The organism is Agrobacterium leguminum, from assembly GCF_005144435.2.
Classification (GTDB): Bacteria; Pseudomonadota; Alphaproteobacteria; order Rhizobiales; family Rhizobiaceae; genus Agrobacterium; species Agrobacterium leguminum.
In genome coordinates this window covers 371071-392574 of the sequence record NZ_CP120216.1, presented here as the reverse complement: position 1 = coordinate 392574, position 21504 = coordinate 371071, and the positions used below count along the sequence as shown (strand labels likewise).

Below are 21504 nucleotides of genomic sequence, written 5' to 3'. Positions count from 1 at the left end.
CAGACCACGAGATATCGTGGTCAGAATCTGTCTCAGATTCTCATAGTGTTGACGCACCCTGCTGCCATGGACAAGGCTATCAGTTTGTCTCGTCCATCCTGACCAAATGTCCTTCGGACACTTCCCGGTACTGCCGTGGAGGTGGCTCGTAGCCAATCTGTCGGACGGGGCTTTTCAGTTCGTCGCTTGCGATGCCCCGCCGGATCCTGCGCCGCGCAGGATCCGGCACAGGTACCGCCGCCATGAGTTTCTTGGTGTAAGGATGCTGCGGATTTTCGAACACGGCGGCGCGGGGTCCGATTTCGACGATCTCGCCGAGATACATGACCGCCACGCGATGGCTCACCCGCTCCACGACCGCCATGTCGTGGGAGATAAAAAGGAAGGCGAGGTCGAGGCTCTGCTGCAGATCAAGCAACAGATTACAAACCTGCGCTTTGATCGATACATCAAGCGCCGAGACCGCTTCGTCGGCAACGATGATTTTCGGATCCAGCATGAGTGCTCGGGCGATGGCAACGCGCTGCCGCTGGCCGCCGGAAAACTCATGGGGAAAGCGCCTCATCATCTCGGGCGACAGGCCAACCTTTTCCATTAGTGCGGCAGCCTTGTCGCGCGCCTGCGCCGCCGTTCCCAGCCGATGTTGGATGAATGGCTCGACGAGAGCGCTACCGATGCTCAGCCGCGGGTTTAGTGAAGCGTAGGGATCCTGAAACACCATCTGGATCGAGCGCCGCATTTTACGAAGCGAAGAATGATCGAGCTTCATGACGTCTTGACCATCAATGACGACATTGCCGCTGGTCGGGTTCACGAGACGCGTGATCGACCGGCCGGTCGTCGATTTGCCGCAACCCGATTCTCCGACCAGCGAAAGGGTTTCGCCCTGGAAGAGGTTGAAGGAGACCTTCTCGACAGCGTGCACTGCGCCGGCCTTTCGGCTGAATAGGCCGGAGCGTATGTTGAACCGCATCGTCAGATCATTGACGTCTAGGATCGGTGCCTTGTGCCTGGCGACGGTATCGATCACCTCGGCTAGCGGCTGCTCTTCTCCGGTCTTGCTGTCGACGATCGGGAACCGCAAGGGTAGCTTCCGGTTCGCCATGGAGCCGAGGCGCGGAACGGCAGACAGGAGCGCCCGCGTATATGGGTGCTTTCCCCGATGGAAGATGTCGTCAGTCGCTCCAGTTTCCACGGCGTCTCCGCGGAACATGACGATCGTTCTGTCCGCCACTTCCGCGACGACGCCCATATCGTGGGTGATGAAGAGGACCGAAGTGCCTTCCTCTTCCTGGAGTGTCTTGATGAGATCAAGAATCTGACCCTGGATCGTTACATCCAACGCTGTGGTAGGCTCGTCGGCAATTAGCAGCTTCGGTTTCGAGGCGAGCGCCATGGCGATCATAACGCGCTGGCGCATACCCCCTGAAAACTGGTGGGGGTATTCGTCGTACCGGCCCTTGGCATTCGGTATGCGAACCTTTTCGAGTAGCCTGAGGACTTCGGCTTTTGCTTCAGCTTTGGAAATGTCCTTGTGGACGGTAAGCGCCTCCGCGATCTGTCTGCCGATCGGGATGATCGGGTTGAGCGAGGTCATCGGCTCCTGAAAAATCATAGAAATTTCGTTGCCGCGGATTTGACGCATCTCCTCTTCCGGGAGCGAAAGGAGATCTCTTCCGGAAAGCAAAACCTTTCCTTCCACCCGGCTCGATCGTTCCGCCAGAAGCCGCATGATGGAAAGCGATGTGACGGATTTGCCCGAGCCGGACTCTCCAACAATTGCGACGGTCTCGCGCGGTGCGATATCGAACGAGATATTGCGAATAACATCTTTCCATCCATTTTCGACTTTGAACGAGGTCGTCAAATCCTGGACGGAGAGGACCGGGGCCAACGACCCCTGTGTTGAGCCGGGGACGGTTTGTTGAATTGGCAACGTCATTGCGCGCTCCTTGTTTTCGGATCGATCGCGTCACGGAGCGCGTCACCAAGGATGTTGAGGGCGAGTACGGTTAGGAGAATTGCAAGCGAAGGAAACACGACGAGCCACCATCCGCTCAGAATGTTTTCGAAACCCTCGCGGATCATGCCGCCCCATGTAGCGGTCGGCGGAAGGACACCGAGGCCGATAAAGGCCAGCGAGGCCTCCGTTCGAATGGCGGAGGCCATCCAGAGCGACGCGACGACGACGACGTCGGACAGAATGTTCGGGAGGATATGAACGCCCATAATTCGGATTGGCGAGAAACCAAGCGACCGGCCGGCCTCGACGAAATCACGCCGTTTCATAGCGATCGTCGGCGCTCGTGCGACACGAGCGAAGGGTGCTGTTTCCGTGATTGCAATGGCGATGATCAGATTCTCGAAGCTGGCCCCTAGCATAGCGGCGACCATCAAGCCCAACAGAAGGGTAGGAAATGACAGCATCACATCGACGATACCCATTACAATCTGATCGAATATTCCGCCGATGTAGCCCGCCAGAATCCCGAGCGCAGACCCGACCACCATGGCAATCATGACGGATAGAAATCCGATGGATAGCGAGATACGCGCTCCGTAAAGGAGGCGGGAAAGGACATCTCGGCCATAACTATCGGTTCCCAGCCAGAACTGTGCGGAGGGCGGGGTAAGCCGATGAAGAATGTTCTGCTTGAGAGGGTCGTAGGGCGCGATGAGCGGTGCGAACACCGCGAGCAAAATAATCAACGCCAGAAGGCCAATGCCAACCCAGGAAAAGCGGTTCTGACGAAATGCTTTCAGGACCGGGTTTGGTTGCCGTAGGGGTACGGCTTGAGAAACAGTGATATCGGTCATTGGGCAAGGCTCACTCTGGGATCGACAAGGGCGTAAATGAGATCGGTGATCGTATTCACGATGATGACGAAGGTTGCGAAAACGACCATCAGCCCCTGGAGCATCGTGTAGTCACGAGACTGCAGCGCCCCGAGGATGAGCTTGCCAAGGCCAGGGCGGGTGAAGACGATCTCGGTCAAAACCGAGTTGCCGATCAGGGTGCCGAAATACAGACCTACGACAGTCACGATCGGAATGAGCGCGTTGCCAAGGGCGTGCCGAAGAATGAGGTTTCGTGGGCGGACACCCTTCGCGCGCGCGGTGCGGATATAGTCCTCGCCCATGACGTCCAACATTGAGGAGCGAGTGACGCGTGCGATGTAAGCCGTCATGATCAGCCCGAGGTTCAGTGCCGGGAGCAGGAGATTGCGGAGATGATCCACCGGGTCGCTGGTGGCGCGGCTCATCACCGGCAGCCACTGTAGCCAGACTGCGAATGCCAGGAGCATAAGGATAGCGGAGACAAATCCCGGAAAGGACAGGCCGACGAGCGACAGGATGCGGCTGAAGTAATCCGGCCATTGATCCCGGCGAACGGCAGCTATGACGCCGAGCGGAACCCCGAGCAATGTCCCGATCAGCATAGCGGCTGCGGCAAGCTCAAGCGTATAAGGTAGGACCAGCGCCACCTCTTCGAGCACCGTGCGGCCGGTTACCATCGATGTGCCAAAATTTCCTGTCAGCATATCCGAAAGGAAACGGAGATATTGGACGCCGATTGGTTGATCGATACCAAGCTGAGTGCGAAGCGCTTGAAGCGCCGCATCGCTGGCTCGGTCACCAAGCATGGCGACCGCGGCATCACCGGGTACAAGTCGCACCAGAACAAAAACCATGGTGAGCATGGCGATCAATGTGGGGATCGCCAGTAGAAGTCTTCGGATCGCATAACCTATCATGCGGCAACCCTTTCGATAGAGACGCGACCCGGGCAGAAGGCGTCCAGAGTGTGGTTTGTCTGACCATGACAGATCAGATCGGCGATAACTCTTCCGACCGATGGCACAAGTTGAAACCCATGCCCGGAGAAGCCGAAGACATGGATCAGGCCTTCGACTTTTTGCGAAAATCCAATGACCGGACGGTGGTCTGACGTCATGGCTTCCATGCCAGCCCAGGTTCTGACGATCCGGATATTCTGCAGTTCGGGAAAAACCCGCACCGCTGCCTGCACCGATGCCGCGAGCGCCATGACATCGACCGCCGCCGACTGCCTGTCGGCGGCAAGTCTACCTTGCGACCCACCACCGATCAGAAGCGTGCCTTGGGATGTCTGCTTCAATGAAAGTTTCTTGCCGAAGGAACTGACGACCGGGCCGATTTTCGGGTTGCTACGTTCCGTCACGACCATCATTGAGGTGCGGATCGCATGCTGTAACGGGTCTCCGGCGAGGGCCGAAACTTGATCCGCCCAAGCGCCTGCCGCATTGACGACAATTTCGGCCTCGACTGCGCCGCGCGTCGTCTCAACGCGCCAATCGGTTTCCGATCGGATTATGGATCTTACGAAGCATCCTTCGGTGATCTTCACGCCAGCTTCGACGGCTGCATCCCGAAATGCACGGATCGCGCGATGGGGATCGGCTGAGCCGTCGCTCGACACCCAGGCGCCGCCCGGACAATGGGCAGACAGACCGGGCAGAAGGCGTTGCATTTCTTCGGGGCCGACAAGCTGCTCGTGGTGATGGCCCATGGCGTTAAGGCGCTTGATGCGCGCCTCGATCTTGCTCAGAGACTGTTCGTCTTCGGCAACCTGCAACTGGCCGCAGGCGACGAAACCACAGTCGTCACCGACAAGAGCCTCCATGTCATGCCAGGTTTTGGCAGCCTCGATGCTGAGAGGCAGTTCCGCGACATCCCGACCGAGTGTGCGTACGCCTGCTGCAGTTGCGCCGGAAGCGTGGCTTCCTAGGAAATGGCGCTCGACGAGGTGCACAGAGACACCTCGACGCGCGGCTTGAAGTGCGGCTGAAAGACCATGAAGGCCGCCCCCTACGATTAGAACGTCCGCGTTCATGTCGCACCCGCCGCATCTTCCAGAGACGCGATTTCGCCAAGAGTAATCGGCTTGAGCGGCGGACGGATATGGAAGAAGTTAACGTCCTTGGTCGGGAGATCATGAACCTCTGCCAGGAGTGCCTGCACCGTATAGCCGCATTGGCGACCCTGACAGGGACCCATTCCACAGCGAGTAGCAGCTTTGATTGCGCTCGGATCGGCGGGGCTGTTACGGGCCGCAACCCGGATGGCCCCCGCGGTGACTTCTTCGCATCGACATACGATGACATCGTCCTCGAGCCGGTTCCGCGGAGGCGGGTACATGGCATCGAGGAACGGGCGCAATGCAAGGGCTCTCTCACGGCGCTGATCAAGCTTGTATGCCTGGCGAAGCTTCTCTGTTTCTGAAGAAATACCAAGTCTGCCGGCAATTCCGAGCGCAGCTATTTCTCCAGAGATAGTTGCAGCAAGCCAACCCCCAATCCCGCCCGCGTCACCTGCAACGAAAAGTCCTTCGCGACTGGTTTCTCCCCATCGATCCAGCTTCGCCGCCAGATATCCCTGGGCTTCGTTCCAATGGTGGGCACAGTTCAACGCCAGAGTCTCGTGGATGCGCGGTACGACACCTTCGTGGACCAAAAGCACATCAGCTTCCACGCGATGACGCTTACCCTTCGCTTCCCATGTCAGATACTTCATACTCTGGTCACCCTCGGCTCGCAGGTCTGTGAAACCCCGAACCATCATGCCGCTACGTTTTATTTCGCGTAGCCAGCGCAGTCCTTTGAGCAGACCGCCAAAGTCACGCCAGGCTCGGGGCAACCGGCTCAGGGCCGACAAACTCGGGGATGCCGCGGTATCGAGATAGCCGGCAATACGACCACCCAGGTTGAGGAGCTGGGTCGCATAAAGGAGTGGCAACGGTCCCGCACCGGCAATCCAGACTTTGCCTTCCGGTAACATTCCACCGGATTTCAGAAGGATCTGGGCGGCTCCCACCGTCATCACTCCCGGCAGCGTCCAGCCTGCAAATGGCACGGGTCGCTCCTGTGCGCCGTTTGAAAGCAATACTGCGCGAGCCGTAATACGCCGTGCCTTGCCCTCCGATGTCAGGAACAGGCTCCAGGCGTCCTCAATCTGCCAGACCTGGGTCGACGGGAGATATTCGGCTCCTGACACGCGGAATGCGGCGGCCAGCGCCTGTCCTTTCTGATAGTCTGCGCCAAGCGCCTCAAAGACCGGGCTTTTGACGTTGCGTTCGATACCCCGGAATATCTGTCCTCCAGGCGATGGTTGTTCGTCAATGACAACCACCGAGGCGCCTAGTTTACGCAGACGTATTGCGGCGCTCATTCCAGCGGGTCCAGCACCAACGATTGCGACATCATAGTTCATCGTGAGATCTCCCGGGGTCCGCGCTGACTTTCAATTCGCATCCCTTGGCGAACCGGGACAAGGCACCCCTGCGTTGACGCGATGCCGTCAACGATGGCCAGACACTCGAAGCATACTCCCATCTGACAGTAAGGAAGCCTCGGTTGCCCGCTGACGGCAGAGCGACGTCCCGCGTCCGGAACGCGCAACAGCACGCTGGCAACGGTCTCGCCTTCCCAGGCGATGGTCTCAACGCCGTTGACAAGGATGGTCATGTCAGGCGGCGTTTCCGGCCGCTCAAGCACACTTTTGAACATCGAATCTTCCATTTGAAAAAGCAGATAAGTCGGTCGATAACCGGCCCTCGATCATTGCAGGTGCCACGATCGAGGCGTGCGCAGCAGCCAAAGTCACTCCCGAATGGCAAGCAGCTGCAAAGAGACCGGGATATTCCTCGGATTCAGCATATATCGGGGTCCCGTCGGGTGGCAGAACACGGAAGCCGCTCCACTGGCGGACAAGACGCGCTGACGCCAAAGCAGGAATGATCCGCGTCGCGCGCAAGGCCAGCTTGGTGGCCGAAGCAACAGTAACGCCTCGATCGGAGACATTTTCCTTCGTCGCGCCGATCATGACAGTGCCGTCAGACGTCTGTCTCAGTCCGCTTCCGGGATAAGGAAGGAGTGGTTCAATGCGTTCCGTGACAAGCAACTGACCACGATCAGCTTTAAGCGGAATTTTGAAGCCAAGCGGGTCTGTGAGCGAAGGTGTGGCGTGTCCGGCAGCAACGATAACAAGTGGTGCCCTATAGCTTCCAAGCGCCGCGGTTACGGTAAATCCGTCGGCTCCAGGAGTGATGGATTGCACCGTGTTGCGGAACAGAATTTTTCCACCGTGAGCAATCACACCGCGTTGCAGGGCAGCAAGAAGCTGCAATGGATTCACGTGACCATCAGCTTTACAGTAACTGGCGCCAACGACTTCCGGACCGAATCCGACAGCTGGCATCATTCGCTCGAGTTCAGAGCGATCGATCATTCTCAAATCGCTTGCAGATAGGTAATTGTGGGTGCGCTTATTCAGCGTTTCGCGATTTTCGTACTCGGCGTCGCTAAGACAGTAAACGAGGCCACCCGGTCGAGAGTAGTCAACGCCGACGTCTGCAGATTCAGTCAACTCTTTAACAAAATCCGGCCATAGATCGGAACTTTCACCCGTTAACTGCTGGTAAGCTGGCGCGTTTGCGCCCTTCCCTTGAGTCCAGACGAGCCCGAAATTGGCACGCGCGGCGCGCATGTCCTGATCCTGTCCATCCAGGACGAGTACGCGCATTCCAAGTTTGGCTATCCCATACGCCAGCGCTGATCCAACAACAGCGCCGCCCACTACAATTACTTCTGCGTCCACCTTGATCTCCATCAAATTGTTGCCGAGCTTAGGAAAGCGAGGTAGAAAGTCAAAGTCGTTTATTTCTGCATGGTATTCGTGAGGGTTATAGTGGATGAGATATCCAAGTGTGCGGCAACTCGAGGCGCTGATGGCCGTTGTAGAGGCAGGCACGGTCAGTCGCGCCGCCGATGTCCTGCGGATTTCACAACCTGCCGCGAGCAAGCTTATCCAGGACCTGGAAGCAGATACGGGGTTGCAGCTTTTCGAGCGTGAAAGCGGTCGCTTGGTGCCCACAGGCCGCGGTATGCGTTTGTATGAGGAGGTCGAACGGATATTCGGTGGGGTCCACCAACTCGCTCGCGCTGTGGATGCAATCCGCCGGGAGGAGCATGGGCATCTCCTGATCGGCACTATGCCTGCATTGTCTGGGCCGTTCATTACTCGGGCGCTTGTTGGGTTCAAGGCTCGCCATCCTGATGTTTTCATTTCGATCGAAGCCCGCAGCTCCCAATTCTTGACAGAGGCGGTAATGCTTCGGCGACTTGATTTGGCGCTTGTGGTCAGCGGTCTGGAGCATTCGTCTGTTCAGGTCGATCGAGTGAAATGCCCGCCATACGTCGTAGCTATGCCGAAAGGGCACAGGTTATCCGGCAAGTCGGAACTAACTCCAATCGATCTCCAGGATGAACCGTTCATCGCGTTTGCACCGAGAGGGATGACGCGAAGCAACCTCGATGTTGTCTTTGAACGGTGCGGAGTGACACTAGATATTTCTATCGAGGCCACTACTGCACCAAACGTAGCGGAGATGGTTGCAGCCGGATTGGGTGTGACTGTCGCCGATCCACTAGCCCTGGAGCATGTCGCCGGTCGGATCGAAGTCAGACCGTTTACGCCCGTCGTCGAGTCAGATTACGTGCTTATTCGCCCAGTTCGTGCAAGAAACAGCGTTCTGGTTGCTGACTTCGTGGAGGAAATTCACGTCGCGGCTCGAACGCCAAAAGTCTCGGTTTAAAAAGCTCCCCCACGTGGGCAACTATGCCGTTGCCCACGTGGGGGTCTAGTCGGGGAATCGAGATCAGCGGCTAATCGTTGTTTGTTCGGTGATGGGCGGAGAGAGGTTCAAGGAACCCTTGAGGTCGTAACCATAGTTCAAAGCCTTGCTGCGAACCCAGACCTGCATCAGGCTGAAAAGCGGCACGCTGCAGACCTGTTCGCTAATTTTCTTCTGGGCCGCAGACCAGAACTTTAGCCGTTCTTCGTCCGTTGCGGCCTTTCGCGCTGCCGTGATATCGGCATCGCCGGCATCACAGTGGGCGAAATTCGTCACCGCGGTCGGCTTCCCGACCGATGCGTCGGAATGATAGAATTGGCTCAGGTAGCTGTCGGCCACCGGATATCGAGCGGCGCCGTAGAAAACGATGTCACTCAGGTCCTTTCGGATCTGCTCATGGTAGGTAGGATGATCAACGACTTTGAGCTCGAGAGTAACGCCAACTTCGGCTAGTTGCGCCTGAATAACTTCCATGATCGGTAGTTGCGTCGTGTTCGATGAGACGATCGCTGACAGCTTCAAGCTATCGCCAACGCCCGCTTCCTTAAGAAGCTTTTTCGATAGATCCGGATCGAAGTTGTACGTCCAGGCGCAATCTTCGCCAAGATAGCCGGACGGAACAACGGAGCAGCCCTTGACTGCCACCGAGGCACCAACAAACTGGATGATCTGGTCGACATTCACCGCATGGGCGATTGCCTGACGGATTTTCACGTTGTCCAGCGGCTTATGCTGCAGGTTCAAGAAAACCGTACGGTATTCACCCGGAGCAAAAACATCGACAACCGCGCCGTCCCACGTTTTTGCCTGATCGACCCAACGCTGTTCGCGTTTGCCGTAGATCAGGTCGAGTTCGCCAGACCGGAACGCCAGCTCCCGGCTTGAGTCCGATGGAATCAAATCGACCCGAATGTCATCGATCTTGGGTTTCCCGCGGAAATACTGAGGAAATGCTTTTAGATGAACCGCCTGCTGCGTCACGGCTTTGTCAAACGTGAACGGGCCAGTTCCAATGGGACTGCTCTTGAAATTAGCCCCTAGTTTTTCGACGGCTTTTTTGCTCACAATGTTGCCGCCGTGATAGTTAGCAACTAGGCCGAGAAAACCGGGAACGGGTTCGCTGAGAACGATGCGAACGGTTGTGGGATCGACAGCTTCGATTGTTTTGAACGCCGCATAGTCACTCGCGTAAGCGGACGTTTCCGGATTTTTAGCGCGCTCCAGTGAAAAGACGACGTCTTCAGCGGTCAGCGTACCGTAGTCGCCGTGGAATTTTACATCCTTGCGAAGATTGAATGTCCAGGTAAGACCGTCGGCAGAACTGGTCCAGCTCTCGGCGAGATCAGGTTCGATTTTCGATGGATCTGCAGTGCCTGGTGTAAACCGGACGAGGCCGTTGAACATCCATGAAACCACGGTCAAATCCTGTGTCGTGGTGGCACGCGCGGGATCCATGTTGGTGATATCCGGCGCTTGTACGCCAACTCGCAACGTTTCTGCGTGTGCGCTTGATGAAATCGATGTGCCAGCCATCAAGACCGACGCCATCGCGATGACAGCTCCCGCTGTTGCAATTTTGATCATGTTCCACTCCATTTTTTTGATTTCGCACCGAATTATTTGAAAAATCACAATAAGTGTCAAAGTCGATATTTTAGCGGGTGTATCTGAAAAAGTTATAGTTGGAGGGTCAATCGCAGCGCCAGAGTGGTCTCGTTGATAAGACATTACCTTTGCACAGCGCTGGAAATTCCTCGCTTTGCATGGGCGCACAATCAGCCCCCTACGACATGGAAGGGACGTTTTCTCACCACACTACGCCGCGGAGTTTGAAACGGAATTATTCGTAGACCGTGATTAATGGCAGAAAATTAGCTGGACAGGTTCGGTGAGCGACAAATCGATCGTGACGGTGCGGCCCCTATCAGTCACCTAATATACCCTAATCTAGAACTGCGCGCATTTACAGCATTGAGACCGTAACCGTTTGTACACCTCCGTGCGGAGGGACAGCCAGTCCTCAGTAAAAGCCGGCTTCAGTCTGATTGATTATAGAAACCACTAAATGCCAGCGATTCTCACCTTTACGTTCGAAGGTAAGTGTCGAAACTTCCCGACAACTCCCGCCAAACTGACGAGGCCACCCATGACATCGGCCCGTCTGCAGCAATGGCGGATGCGTTAACTTTGTAGGGAAGCAAGATGCTCATTGAAACAACTCCAAAAGTACCAAACAGCGCTCCGTTACGTTCCTCTGAACCAACGAGCTCATCCAAGTATCTTCGTATCGGTGTGGATATCGGTGGCACATTCACCGATTTTTGTGGTTGGCGAGACGAGGCTGGAAGCGAGGTTGTCTCATTCAAAGTTCCTTCTACACCCCCCAATTTCGAAGAGGGTTTTCGGGCTGGATTTGAGCGGATTCTCGAATTGCTCGAACCGAAAGACGACGAAATCGCTTTAGTGATGCACGGAACGACGGTCAGCACGAACGCGGTGATCGAACGCGCGGGGCCGAAAATCGCGCTCTTCGTTACCAAGGGTTACCGCGACATTCTGGAATTGCAGCGTATCAGAGTTCCCAATGCGCTCAATCTGTTCGAGCGCCGGACCGTGCCATTGATTGAACGAAACTTTGTCATCGAAGTGGATGAGCGCTTGCTGCGCGAAGGTGAGCTCGACAAGCCGCTGGACAAGAACGAAGTTTCGGAACTCGCGAAAAAGGCCGCAGCCGCCGGGGCAACCGGGTTTGCCGTGGCATTTCTCCACAGCTATACCAACCCCCAGCACGAAATTCTCGCCCGTGAAGCGATCCGTGAGGCTCTTGGAAAAGAGACCCGTGTCAGCCTGTCCAGTGAGATTTGGCCGCGGATGGGGGAATATGAACGCGCCATCGCCGCTGTACTGAACGCCTTTGTTAAGCAGCGGATGGATGAATATCTGGGCGCAGTTGAAAACTATGTCGCGAAACGGTTGCCGGGCTCTCATTTGTTCATCACCCGCTCCAACGGCGGTGCAATGTCGGCAGCCGAAGCCCGCGCCTTCCCCATTCATACATTGCTATCCGGACCAGCGTCGGGCGTAACTGCTGCAGAGTTCCTTGGTCGTTCGATTAAGGAAGACAACCTTCTGACTTTGGATATGGGTGGAACGAGCACCGATATTTCGCTCATCCGTGAAGGTCGAGGCCAGACATCGAACGCCGCCGAAGTCGGAAATTTCCCCGTTATTTTGCCGGTCTCTGAGATCGAGGCAATCGGAGCAGGCGGTGGTTCGATTATTGCTATGGACGGATCCGCACTGCGCGTTGGTCCCCGTAGCGCCGGTTCATATCCGGGTCCAGCATGCTTCGGCCGTGGAGGAACCGAGCCGGCGCTCACCGACGCGTATCTTCTTTCGGGCTATCTGCCGGAAGCGCTCCTGGGCGGTGAGATGAAACTCGAACGGGCTGCTTCGGCACTTGCGCTCAAACCAATTGCCGAGGATCTGGGCATCAGTGTCGAAGCCGTAGCGGATATGGCCGTTACCATTGCAACCTCAAACATGGTAGCGGGCGTCCTGCCTTATCTGGCCCGCAAGGGCGTCGACGCAGAAGACTTGACCTTGCTTGTTTATGGCGGTGGTGGCGCTATCCATGGACCACTCGTTGCCAGCGAAATCGGCATCAATCGCGTTCTTGTTCCTGCATCACCTTCCGTCTTCTGCGCGCTCGGCGGGTTGGTTTCAGAATTGAGTGAGGATGTGTTGGCGAGCGTACAAGGTCGCGTTCTGGGAGCACAGGACGTGTCGTCGACATTCGTTGACCTGGCTACGCAAGCGCAGGACTGGCTCTCGCGTCAGATCGAACCGGAAAAGTTGACGGGCACTTCCATCGAGTACTGGGCCGAGATGCGTTATGCAGGCCAGTCTTTCCAGATTGATGTCGAATTGCCTGATGATGCCATCCAAAACGCAGATTTTCCGGGCATGATGGAAGCGTTTCATGCAGAACATCAGCGGACCTTTAGCTACGCTAACAGGGCGGGATCCGTCGAATTCGTCGCCCTGCGAGTTCGGATTCGGGGACGACTTGCCGTTCCACAAATGTCGCCATCCACGAGAGAGGCAATTGCAGGTGCGGGTCATCTTGAGCCCCGCGACATGCGGTTTAACGGCACTGTCTATCCGGCAACAAAAATCTATGACCGTGATGCCTTAGGCCGCGAAAGTCTCATCACCGGGCCGGCTGTCATCCAGCAGGTTACCGCGACGGTTGTGATACCGCCCGACTATTCCGCGCGCATCGATGCGTATGACAACATCATCATTTCCAAGGACTAAAGATATGCGCGCTATACGCACTATGGTTATGAATAACCGCTTCAAGGCAATTGTCGAAGAAGCCTCGGCTTGTGTTTACCGCACTGCCCACACGACCTTCGTCAAGATGGTGCAGGACTATCAATGCGCGGTCGCGACCGTGGACGGCGATATGTTCGCGTTTCCCGATCAGTCAGGCGTGAAGCAGTTTATCGGCGTACCAATGGCCGCCACGATCAACAAGATCGGAAAGGAGAACTTCAAGCCTGGCGATATCTTCATCACCAATGACCCGTTCTCTACTGAAGGTCTGCTGACCCACCTGATGGACCTCACGATGATACGGCCCATTTTCTACCAGGGTGAACTGATTGCCTTCGGTTGGGCCTTCATCCACGCCACCGATATTGGTGGCGCTGTACCCGGCAGTATTTCGCCTGCCTTCACTGAAGTTTTTCAGGAGGGCCTTCGTGTCCGTCCAATGCGGCTCTTCATCGACGATAAGGTGAATGAAGATGTGATGGGCCTCTTTATGGACAACAGTCGCACGCCGAAGGAGATCGCGGGTGATCTCGAGGCGATGGTCTCGGCGATGCGGAGCATCGACCGCAGGCTTACGGGTCTGTGCGACAGATATGGTGTCGAGGAAGTCAAGGCTGGTATGCAGGATGTAATTGCCTACTCGGAGGAGAAAGCAAGATCAGTCCTCGCGACTATTCCCAATGGCGAATACACATTTAGCGACTATCTTGAAATGGCGGGAGAGGGAAACCTCGTCCATGTGAGCGTCAAGCTGGTCGTCAAAGACGGCAACATTGAGGTCGACTACACGGGAACCGATCCACAGGTTCCGGCGGCTCATAATATTGTCACCGGTTCCAAGACACACCCCTATATCGTGCAGGCTCTGATCTCATTCGTCTTGACACATGAGCCGCTGACGCCCTGGAACGCTGGTCTTATCCGCTCCATAACAGGGAATGCACCGCTTGGAAGCCTCATCAACGCTGTCCATCCGGCTTCAGGTGGCTCGCGTGCGGCGTCGGGTTGCCGAGTTTACGACTCGGTGATCGGGTGCCTTAATCAAGCGCTCAACGGAGGTTTGGCTTCGTCGGGGTCTGGATCGGGTATCATCGTGTTCTCCGGCCCAGATCCGCGCACGGGAGCCAACCGTGTTACCGTCGTCAATCCTATCCCGGGAGGAAGTGGCGGTCGCAATGGCGCTGATGGGGTTGATGCGCTCGAACCGCGTAATGCTGCTTTGCTTAACGTCCCGGTGGAGATTACCGAAGCGGAAACCATGTTGGTGGTGCGTGCCTATCGCTCGCTTCCCGATAGCCGTGCGGCCGGTCAATGGAATGGCGGCGCTTCCCAGGTCATTGAACTGGAAAACCGAGGCGAGGCGGGATCGATCAGTTGCCGAAACCTGAATCGCTTCCACTTCCAGCCATGGGGAGTATTCGGTGGCGAGGCCGGACGGCTTGGCTTCACGAAGGTCAATCCTGGGAAAGATACCGAACGTTCGGATGGGAAGATCACGGTTCTGCAACTGGGCAAGGGCGAGCTGTTGCAAATCACCAGCCCGTCGGGCGGCGGATTCGGCAATCCGCTGAAGCGCAGCCTCGACCTGCTCGAGGCCGATGTGCGAACGGAAATGGTGAGCCGCGAACGCGCAGAAGCCTTATACGGGGCCGTGTTCAAACCTGACGGCTCTCTGGACAGGGATGCCACTGAGGCCAATCGGCGTGAACTCATGCAGAAAGAAGTTCCTGATATCACATACGGCAAAAACCGTGACGACCACGACCGGGTTTGGCCATACAATATCCGCCGTGAGCTCGCCACGAAGGCAATGAAACTTGACATGAGATTGCGGTGGCCGATTGTCGATCGTGTACAACGGAAAATGTTGGCGATTGGCGAAGAAGTCACACTGTCAACTCTCGAAGATGCGATTGAAGCAGAAGTGGCTGCGCTCGGTGGCTCGTCTTACAAGTCAGCACGACCTTGAATGCTGCTCGTGGGGTTCGTTGAATTTGGTCCGGACCTAATTGCAACGAAAGGGAGCTCCTGGACGATTTGCACTCGCGCGGACGGTGCTCGGTAACATTTGCTTGGGCGATCTCTCTTTCGTTCAAGCAAACTCGATATTTGCCATCAGGCCAATACAAGGGCATCGTGCCGAATATGAGAGAATTAACGCTACGAAACTCCGGCTTTGGCCGGAGTTTTTTTGGCGGCTGTACATATCGATTATACACGCAAAGCGATTGAAAAATCTCTGGAATCAGGGCGGGTCTGCACAAGATGAAAAACGACGATATCCTGCCTCACATTGCAGTGGTTGCTACCGGGGGCACAATAGCGGGAAGCGGCGCCACGCGGACGCAGATGACTGGGTACAAGGCTGGCTCCGTGATGGTGGAAAACTTGATAGCCTCGGTTCCTGAGATCGGGCAAATCGCCAACATCCATGGTGAACAGTTTTTGCAAATTGGTAGCAATGAGATCACCGCCGCGGACTGGATTGCATTAGCCCGGCGCGTCAACGAGTTGGTCAGCAAAACAGAGCTGGCCGGTGTTGTGATCACGCATGGAACAGGAACGCTGGAGGAGACGGCGTTCTTTTTAAACCTGGTTATAAAGTCTGAAAAGCCTGTCGTGCTCGTGGGGTCTATGAGGCCAGCGACGGCGTTAAGCGCAGATGGCCCGCTGAACCTCCTTAATGCTGTTCAGGTCGCTGCAGACAGGAAAGCTTCAGGCAGAGGTGTTCTCGTCGTGATGAACAACGAAATCAACGGTGCCAGAGACGTCACGAAATCGAGCACGATGAACGTTGCGGCATTTCGATCGCCTGATATGGGATGCCTGGGTTACATCGTTGATGGAAAAGTAGCCTTTTATCGAGACACCACTAGGAGGCACACCGGGCTGTCAGAATTCAGCCTATCTGAAGTTTCGACACTGCCTTATGTGAAGATTATCTATGGTCATGCTGGCGACGACCGTCTCTTTATAGACGCTGCCATTGCTGACGGTGTAGAGGGGCTGATTTATGCGGGATCAGGAAATGCGGCCATTCCAATACATGCAGAAGCTGGCCTCATTGATGCGCGAAAGGCCGGTTTGGTCGTTGTAAGAAGTTCTCGCGCCGGCTCTGGACCGGCCTTCAAATCGATACCGCGCTGGGATGAGGGGGGCTTTCTTAAGTCTGACACGCTAAGTCCGCACAAAGCCCGTATCTTGCTGATGTTGGCGTTGAGCAAGACCAAAGATCCAGAAGAGATCCAACGCATCTTTGATGAATACTGAGCATCTTCATTTGAAGGTGCCCATTCCATCAGATCGTTTCGACTATGAAAGATGCTCTGCCTTGGTTCCAGTCCGGCACCTTATACCAATGCGTCGAGTGGCCGACAGACCAGTTCTGCGTATTCGATAAATGGAGCAATTCCTGGAGCCGGACTATCGGCACGCCAGCCTACTCCAAGGATCAACTCGGTCGTCAAATCCTCGATCTGCCGGAGCACCACGTTTTCATCAGAAATGTTTCTCACCCATGATGGGAGAAATGTGATGCCAACTCCCGCTGATACGAGCGCTAGCGCGGCTGACGTCGTGGAGGCAGATATTCTGTTATCAATCTCGACGCCGGCATGCGAGACCATCTGATGAACTTCTTCAAAGCCCGAAATCTCGAATCGCTTCAATGTGAAACATCGATGCCCAACAAAATGCTCCAAATTTAAGCTGGTAGCGTCGGCGAGATCTGATTGCTTTGGAATGACGGCCAAAAAACGTTCGGATATCAGTGGCTTGAAGCGCAAAAAATTGACGTTGGAGGGAGGACGCATCAGCCCGACGTGATAATCACCGTGCTCTAGCAGTCGTAAAAGTTCTGTAGAGTCGCAGATTTTGACGTCCAGACCCGTCTTGGGTCGGCCGGCACAGAATCTCCTCAAGATGAGAGGAAGCAAGCGATATGCTGCCGGACCGATCGTTGCAATGTTGAGCTGTTCATCGCCAGGCGATACCCCACCTGCAGCTATTCGCGAAAGAAGCGTTGCTTCGTCCAGTTTGATCAAGATGTCGCGCGCAAGAGGCAAGAATGTTCTACCGGCTTCGGTGAGTTCCACATTCCTTGTTGATCGAACGAACAGTGGCACACCTACTTCTGCTTCAAGCCGCCTGATACGTTGGCTCAAGGTTGACTGAGTCAGCCTTAACCGCAATGCGGCTCTCCCGAAATGTAATTCTTCGGCTACCGCGACAAATCCCTTTACACTCCAAAGATCGAGTGGATGGTTGCGGTCGATGGAAAAGCCGGAGGCATTCTTGTCATTTACCATCGTGACGGCTTCCTTCACCGTATACCGTTTTTGCGCGCGGTCCCGTAGATGCGCGCGGTTTTTGTATTTGAGAGGCTGAGTTCGACGAACGGCATTTCTATGATCACGCACATTTCTGGCACTCGCTTCTCTCGATATCTGCAGGTTCCCCTGATGGCACCATAAGCGGCTGGCTCCAATTGGACGAGCATCGTATTATGCTATATTTCCACTCAATCAGTGCTTTTTCAACTTAGACCGACTTTCGCACGCGTACTAAGCTGCCTTGGCAACAAAAAAAGGGGAATGTGTTCAAATGAAAGTAGCGAAGTATAAACCATATTTGGTCGGGCTCTTCATCGGGATGAGCAGTACGGCTGTGATGTCCCAGGATCTCATCGTGAATGGCCAGGGTGGTCCTTACGAGGACCTCATCCAGGAGGCAATCATCAAGCCATTTATGGCGGAGACCGGCCTGAAAGTGTTGTATGATCCGGTTGGATCGGCCTCGCAAGACTACGCCAAAATCAAGGCTTCCAGAGGTAATCCCGGTTGGGACGTCAACGTGATGACGGCGGCTCAGTCCCTTGACGGGTGCAAGGATGGGCTACTGGAGCGGATTACACCGGAGAAAGTGCCAAATCTTGCGTCTATCGACCCCGGTGTCCGGGAGCTGACCGGGGAATGCGGGGCAGTGCACGAACTGCAATATGTCGCTCTGTTGTATCGCACCGACAAGCTCAATCCGGCGCCGACGTCCTGGAACGTTTTGGCTGACCCCAAGCTTGAGGGCAAGATTGTATTGCCGGTATTCAGCAATGCGATGGCCGCTCAAATGCTGCAGGTTTTCTCTGCGGCCGCCGGGAATGACCCCAACGATGTCGATCCTGGTTTCAAGAAAATGGTCGAGTTGGCGCCGCATGCGTTGGCTTTCGGCGAGACCTCGGCCTTGATGGACCCGTATATCCGTCAGGGAGAAGCTTGGGCTATGCCTTTTTACAGCGGCCGTTCTGCGCTGATGAAGGCTGAAGGGGTGCCTGTCGATTTTATCATCCCGAAGGAAGGTACCGTCCCGCTCGTTGCAACTCTCAATGTCCCGGCTAATGCCGAGCACAAGGAGGCTGCATACAAGTTCATCAACTACTGGCTCAGCAAGACCGGTCAGGAAAACTGGGCGCAGGCTTATCAGGTGGGTACGGCGCGCGCTGATGTTGAGCTGCCGGCGGAATTTCGCAAGAACCAGATCACCACTCGAGAAGACATACAGAAGCTGATACTACCCAACATGGCAGTGATGGCCACCCGTATACCACAGTGGGGCGATCGCTGGGAACGTGAAGTCGTTCCCGCTGCAAGGTAAGGTGGTTCTACATGGTGGCAAACCAATCAATTTCTGCGGCAACAAAGGGCCGCAGATCCTTTCGCCTTGGCGGCTATTTGCCGCTGATCCCGCCAGTTACAATACTGCTTCTTTTCTTCGCGCTGCCTGTGGGCATGATGATTGGACTGAGCCTCCACACATCAGTACCAGGCACTTTTGGTCTCCAACAGTATCACGATTTTTTTACTGACGATTTGGCTCTGGACGGCTTGAGGCGCACGCTCGTGTTGTCGGGGATTGTGGCACTCTGTGTCACCACGATGGCCTATCCAATTGCCTACTACCTGGCGCGCTCTACCTCTCGATGGAGAGCCGTTGTTTTCGGCATTGCCATCGCTCCGGAGCTTGCGGGCGTGGTTCTACGTACATACGGCTGGTTGGTAATTCTTGAGAAGAATGGATTTATCAACAATACGTTGATGTGGATGGGGCTGATTCAGAGCCCTCTTCCTCTGATGAACAATATGTTCGGCGCGGTCGTTGGTCTGACCCACGTGCTCCTGCCTTTCGGTATCCTGTCGCTCTTGACCAGTTTACAGGGCGTTGATCGAAACCTGGAAAAAGCCGCGCAAATTCTCGGTGCTTCCCGGCTGTCAGTTTTGCGTTATGTTGTTTTCCCTCTCTCCTTGCCTGGCATCATCAGCTCTTTCTTGATCGCCTTCACGCTGTCCGCCAGCGCTTACGCGACGCCGGCGCTGTTGGGTGGAATGAAGTTCAGGGTGCTTGCTACGATGATTTACCATGAGGTGATGGTCGTGGTGGATTGGCCCGCCGCTGCCGCGATGGCCATTGTGCTCCTGATCATTGTGCTTTGCATCGCCTTTATCAGCGCACGTGCCGAAAATCGTATCGTCAGCAAATTGCATGTGAGGTGAGGTGATGAGCAGATACGTTTTACCTGGCCTCTATTGGCTGTTTTTTTCGCTGATTGTTCTATTCATCGCGCTGCCGCTTGTAGTGGTCGTTGCCGCTTCGTTCAGCCCGACGAGCAAGGTCACTTTCGAGTTCTGGACGTGGACTTTTGACTGGTTCCGGAAACTGTGGACGCCAAGATGGATCGATCCTTTTATCCTTAGCGTAAAAGTAGCTGCGCTTGTAGCGGTGATTACTGGAACGTTGGCCTCGCTTGGCGCCTACGCATTGGCATATCGCAGGGTGCCGGGTCATACCGCAATCATGTCGTTCCTGTTGTCGCCGCTTGCGGTGCCACAGATTGTCAAAGGCGTGGCGATCGTCTTGTTTTTCTCCTCTGCTGGTTTGTATCGATATCTGGGCTTCCCGGGTCTGGTGCTCGCCCACGTGATTTTGACGATACCTTTCGCGGTACGGATGATCGTCACGTCGATCTATAATTTCGACAAAAACCTCGACCGGGCTGCGCAAATTCTGGGTGCGAATAGGTTTCAGCGCATTTTCTACGTACTGTTACCCCTGATCAAACCAGGCATTTTTTCGGGCATGACTTTTGCCTTCATCCTTTCGTTCAATGATGTGCCTCTGTCCCTTTTTCTCGCTCGACCGGGTGAAGTTCCGCTGCCCATCAAGGTGATCGAATACTTCCAATATGGCCTTGATCCCGTTTTGGCCGCAGTCAATGTCGCCTCCCTTCTTTTCCTTCTCGTAGTGATCTTTCTGTTCGAGCGGATTGGCGGGTTCTCGGCGCAAATCCATGGAGGCAGCAAATGAGCTCGATCGATAATGCAGATATCCAACTGGTGGATGTCTCGAAAACCTATGGCAAACATCTGGTCGTCGATCGGATCAACCTTGTCATCCCAAAAGGTGAGTTCGTCAGCATTCTGGGGCCATCCGGTTGTGGAAAGACAACCACTCTGAATATGGTGGCGGGCTTTCATGAGCCGAGTTCGGGGGAAATCCGCATCCGTGGCAAGAACCAGGTTGGTGTTTCGCCCGAGAAGCGGAACATCGGATTGGTCTTCCAAAACTACGCGCTCTTCCCGCACATGACTGTCGCCGAAAACGTAGCCTTTGGGCTGAAGATGAAGCGAAAATCCAAGTCGGAAATCGAGGAAGGGGTTCGCCGTGCACTCAAGAGCGTACATCTCGAAGGCTATGAGGCGCGTTACCCCAAGGAGCTTTCGGGCGGTCAGCAGCAGAGAACGGCTCTGGCGCGCGCTATCGCGCCACAACCCTCTGTGTTGCTGCTTGACGAGCCCCTGTCAAATCTCGATCTGAAGCTTCGTGAAGCCATGCGCCTGGAATTGAAAGAAATCCAGCAGCAGCTCGGAATGACGTTTGTCTACGTTACTCACGATCAGGAAGAAGCCATGGCAATGTCCGACCGAGTCGTCGTCATGTCAGGTGGTTTGATTGCGCAGGAGGGTCGACCAACGGATATCTATCAGAATCCGGTCTCCGCCTTCGTTGCGGACTTTATCGGTAAATCAAACCTCCTGGCTGTGACAAGCGTCGAGAAAAGGGGTGGTGAGCTGATGCTAACCCTCAAAGGCGGCCCGACGCTGGTGGCAGAGGAAACGCTTGCAACTCCAACCGGCAAGATAGAGCTTTGCTGTATCCGGCCGGAAAATGTGCAGTTGGCTGCGCCGGAAGAGACAAGTGAAAACCTGTTACCGGGCCGGGTAGACAAAATGGTCAACTTGGGAGCCCACGTTGATGTTTGGGTCGACGTTTCCAAGGATTGTACGATTAAGGCACAAATCCCCGTTCGCCGTCTGCAAGGTATTGATATCGGCAGCATGGTCAAACTGCGAATTGAACCCAAAGCTGTCCAGCCGCTGGCTGGATGACCAGTATTTTTTGGTTCGCTTGTTACGGCGGCAGGTTTTTGATCTGCCGCTGTTTTT

Annotated in this window: 17 protein-coding genes; 8 read left to right on the top strand and 9 right to left on the bottom strand. The window is 55.3% G+C overall.

Going from position 1 to position 21504, the window contains the following annotated elements:
• Window positions 1-79: 79 nt before the first annotated feature.
• The 7 genes from CFBP4996_RS28470 to CFBP4996_RS28440 are packed head-to-tail and all read right to left on the bottom strand — an operon-like array spanning window position 80 to window position 7647.
• Complete coding sequence (locus CFBP4996_RS28470; RefSeq protein WP_137396191.1) at window positions 80-1942, bottom strand: ABC transporter ATP-binding protein; 1863 nt, start codon at window positions 1940-1942, stop codon at window positions 80-82.
• A complete protein-coding gene (locus CFBP4996_RS28465; RefSeq protein WP_080855271.1) occupies window positions 1939-2817 on the bottom strand; it encodes an ABC transporter permease in 879 nt (292 codons plus the stop codon). Before CFBP4996_RS28465 ends, CFBP4996_RS28470 begins: the two co-directional genes overlap by 4 nt.
• On the bottom strand, window positions 2814-3755 hold the full coding sequence (locus tag CFBP4996_RS28460; protein WP_080855270.1) for an ABC transporter permease: 942 nt from the start codon (window positions 3753-3755) through the stop codon (window positions 2814-2816). The genes CFBP4996_RS28465 and CFBP4996_RS28460 overlap by 4 nt, the downstream gene beginning before the upstream one ends.
• A complete protein-coding gene (locus tag CFBP4996_RS28455) occupies window positions 3752-4873 on the bottom strand; it encodes an NAD(P)/FAD-dependent oxidoreductase (RefSeq protein ID WP_080855269.1) in 1122 nt (373 codons plus the stop codon). Before CFBP4996_RS28455 ends, CFBP4996_RS28460 begins: the two co-directional genes overlap by 4 nt.
• A complete protein-coding gene (locus tag CFBP4996_RS28450) occupies window positions 4870-6249 on the bottom strand; it encodes an NAD(P)/FAD-dependent oxidoreductase (protein ID WP_080855268.1) in 1380 nt (459 codons plus the stop codon). The genes CFBP4996_RS28455 and CFBP4996_RS28450 overlap by 4 nt, the downstream gene beginning before the upstream one ends.
• Window positions 6246-6545, bottom strand: a complete 300-nt coding sequence (locus CFBP4996_RS28445) for a (2Fe-2S)-binding protein (RefSeq protein ID WP_080855267.1) — start codon at window positions 6543-6545, stop codon at window positions 6246-6248. The genes CFBP4996_RS28450 and CFBP4996_RS28445 overlap by 4 nt, the downstream gene beginning before the upstream one ends.
• A complete protein-coding gene (locus CFBP4996_RS28440; protein WP_080855266.1) occupies window positions 6526-7647 on the bottom strand; it encodes an NAD(P)/FAD-dependent oxidoreductase in 1122 nt (373 codons plus the stop codon). Before CFBP4996_RS28440 ends, CFBP4996_RS28445 begins: the two co-directional genes overlap by 20 nt.
• Before the next feature lie 118 nt (window positions 7648-7765).
• On the opposite strand from CFBP4996_RS28440, the gene CFBP4996_RS28435 reads away from it, so the two are divergent.
• Entirely contained in the window at window positions 7766-8632 is an 867-nt protein-coding gene (locus CFBP4996_RS28435) for a LysR substrate-binding domain-containing protein (RefSeq protein WP_233283492.1), read from the top strand.
• 63 nt (window positions 8633-8695) lie between these two features.
• Here CFBP4996_RS28435 and CFBP4996_RS28430 read toward each other — a convergent pair whose 3' ends face one another.
• On the bottom strand, window positions 8696-10255 hold the full coding sequence (locus CFBP4996_RS28430) for an ABC transporter substrate-binding protein (protein ID WP_080855420.1): 1560 nt from the start codon (window positions 10253-10255) through the stop codon (window positions 8696-8698).
• 618 nt (window positions 10256-10873) lie between these two features.
• Here CFBP4996_RS28430 and CFBP4996_RS28425 point away from each other — a divergent pair.
• From CFBP4996_RS28425 to CFBP4996_RS28415, 3 genes are all read left to right on the top strand, one after another.
• Window positions 10874-12991, top strand: a complete 2118-nt coding sequence (locus CFBP4996_RS28425) for a hydantoinase/oxoprolinase family protein (RefSeq protein ID WP_080855264.1) — start codon at window positions 10874-10876, stop codon at window positions 12989-12991.
• Between the two features lie 28 nt (window positions 12992-13019).
• Window positions 13020-14981, top strand: a complete 1962-nt coding sequence (locus tag CFBP4996_RS28420) for a hydantoinase B/oxoprolinase family protein (RefSeq protein ID WP_233283493.1) — start codon at window positions 13020-13022, stop codon at window positions 14979-14981.
• 296 nt (window positions 14982-15277) lie between these two features.
• Complete coding sequence (locus CFBP4996_RS28415; RefSeq protein WP_233283494.1) at window positions 15278-16282, top strand: asparaginase; 1005 nt, start codon at window positions 15278-15280, stop codon at window positions 16280-16282.
• A gap of 80 nt (window positions 16283-16362) precedes the next feature.
• On the opposite strand, the gene CFBP4996_RS28410 is transcribed toward CFBP4996_RS28415, so the two are convergent.
• The gene (locus CFBP4996_RS28410; protein WP_080855419.1) at window positions 16363-17319 is read right to left on the bottom strand and encodes a LysR family transcriptional regulator; all 957 of its coding nucleotides are present in this window, start codon (window positions 17317-17319) and stop codon (window positions 16363-16365) included.
• Window positions 17320-17614: 295 nt separating this feature from the next.
• On the opposite strand from CFBP4996_RS28410, the gene CFBP4996_RS28405 reads away from it, so the two are divergent.
• The 4 genes from CFBP4996_RS28405 to CFBP4996_RS28390 are packed head-to-tail and all read left to right on the top strand — an operon-like array spanning window position 17615 to window position 21447.
• Complete coding sequence (locus CFBP4996_RS28405; RefSeq protein ID WP_080855261.1) at window positions 17615-18658, top strand: ABC transporter substrate-binding protein; 1044 nt, start codon at window positions 17615-17617, stop codon at window positions 18656-18658.
• An 11-nt stretch (window positions 18659-18669) separates the two neighbouring features.
• On the top strand, window positions 18670-19554 hold the full coding sequence (locus CFBP4996_RS28400) for an ABC transporter permease (RefSeq protein WP_080855260.1): 885 nt from the start codon (window positions 18670-18672) through the stop codon (window positions 19552-19554).
• 4 nt (window positions 19555-19558) lie between these two features.
• On the top strand, window positions 19559-20365 hold the full coding sequence (locus CFBP4996_RS28395) for an ABC transporter permease (protein ID WP_080855418.1): 807 nt from the start codon (window positions 19559-19561) through the stop codon (window positions 20363-20365).
• A complete protein-coding gene (locus CFBP4996_RS28390) occupies window positions 20362-21447 on the top strand; it encodes an ABC transporter ATP-binding protein (RefSeq protein WP_080855259.1) in 1086 nt (361 codons plus the stop codon). Before CFBP4996_RS28395 ends, CFBP4996_RS28390 begins: the two co-directional genes overlap by 4 nt.
• Window positions 21448-21504: the final 57 nt, after the last annotated feature.

Bases quoted from the DNA above. Each gene is read 5' to 3' on its own strand.
- CFBP4996_RS28470 (WP_137396191.1), bottom strand. From the start codon at position 1,942: ATGACGTTGCCAATTCAACAAACCGTCCCCGGCTCAACACAGGGGTCG.
- CFBP4996_RS28465 (WP_080855271.1), bottom strand. From the start codon at position 2,817: ATGACCGATATCACTGTTTCTCAAGCCGTACCCCTACGGCAACCAAAC.
- CFBP4996_RS28460 (WP_080855270.1), bottom strand. From the start codon at position 3,755: ATGATAGGTTATGCGATCCGAAGACTTCTACTGGCGATCCCCACATTG.
- CFBP4996_RS28455 (WP_080855269.1), bottom strand. From the start codon at position 4,873: ATGAACGCGGACGTTCTAATCGTAGGGGGCGGCCTTCATGGTCTTTCA.
- CFBP4996_RS28450 (WP_080855268.1), bottom strand. From the start codon at position 6,249: ATGAACTATGATGTCGCAATCGTTGGTGCTGGACCCGCTGGAATGAGC.
- CFBP4996_RS28445 (WP_080855267.1), bottom strand. From the start codon at position 6,545: ATGTTCAAAAGTGTGCTTGAGCGGCCGGAAACGCCGCCTGACATGACC.
- CFBP4996_RS28440 (WP_080855266.1), bottom strand. From the start codon at position 7,647: ATGGAGATCAAGGTGGACGCAGAAGTAATTGTAGTGGGCGGCGCTGTT.
- CFBP4996_RS28435 (WP_233283492.1), top strand. From the start codon at position 7,766: ATGGCCGTTGTAGAGGCAGGCACGGTCAGTCGCGCCGCCGATGTCCTG.
- CFBP4996_RS28430 (WP_080855420.1), bottom strand. From the start codon at position 10,255: ATGATCAAAATTGCAACAGCGGGAGCTGTCATCGCGATGGCGTCGGTC.
- CFBP4996_RS28425 (WP_080855264.1), top strand. From the start codon at position 10,874: ATGCTCATTGAAACAACTCCAAAAGTACCAAACAGCGCTCCGTTACGT.
- CFBP4996_RS28420 (WP_233283493.1), top strand. From the start codon at position 13,020: ATGAATAACCGCTTCAAGGCAATTGTCGAAGAAGCCTCGGCTTGTGTT.
- CFBP4996_RS28415 (WP_233283494.1), top strand. From the start codon at position 15,278: ATGAAAAACGACGATATCCTGCCTCACATTGCAGTGGTTGCTACCGGG.
- CFBP4996_RS28410 (WP_080855419.1), bottom strand. From the start codon at position 17,319: ATGGTAAATGACAAGAATGCCTCCGGCTTTTCCATCGACCGCAACCAT.
- CFBP4996_RS28405 (WP_080855261.1), top strand. From the start codon at position 17,615: ATGAAAGTAGCGAAGTATAAACCATATTTGGTCGGGCTCTTCATCGGG.
- CFBP4996_RS28400 (WP_080855260.1), top strand. From the start codon at position 18,670: ATGGTGGCAAACCAATCAATTTCTGCGGCAACAAAGGGCCGCAGATCC.
- CFBP4996_RS28395 (WP_080855418.1), top strand. From the start codon at position 19,559: ATGAGCAGATACGTTTTACCTGGCCTCTATTGGCTGTTTTTTTCGCTG.
- CFBP4996_RS28390 (WP_080855259.1), top strand. From the start codon at position 20,362: ATGAGCTCGATCGATAATGCAGATATCCAACTGGTGGATGTCTCGAAA.